Raw genomic sequence first — 411 nt, forward strand, 5'->3', positions numbered from 1 at the left:
AAATTTTAAAAATATCAAAAATTAACATGGGAAAGACAGAAGACAGACCAGTCTATCAGTGTATGTATCGGTTATTAATGTTGATACTCGATGCAAGAGACAAGTTTCCGAAGAATTACAGGTACGAATTCGGTACGGAACTTATGATGTCTGCCCTTCGCTGTTGTGAGTTGATCCGTTATGCAAATTCAAGTCTTCCGCGTCGCGTGGAATACCTGAACGAATTCCTTGTTAAGTTTGATACATTGAAACTCTTATTAAGGGTATGTCGAGACCGGAAACTGATCAATATTCAGACGACAGCGGACATCATTGAGATGGTCACGTCAGTTGAAAAGCAAATTTTAGGGTGGCGAAATTTCACCGCTTCCCAAGAGAAGACAGCTTCCGTAAAGCCAGAGCCATAATCTT

1 protein-coding gene is annotated in these 411 nt (G+C 40.4%); it reads left to right on the forward strand.

Annotated features, from left to right (window positions below; all coding sequences use genetic code 11):
- Positions 1-407, forward strand: a 407-nt coding sequence (locus HMPREF2794_RS26130) for a four helix bundle protein (protein ID WP_246839636.1), incomplete at its 5' end; no start/stop codon positions are given.
- Positions 408-411 lie beyond the last annotated feature (4 nt).

This window comes from Bacteroides sp. HMSC067B03 (assembly GCF_001811315.1).
Lineage (GTDB): Bacteria > Bacteroidota > Bacteroidia > Bacteroidales > Bacteroidaceae > Bacteroides > Bacteroides faecis.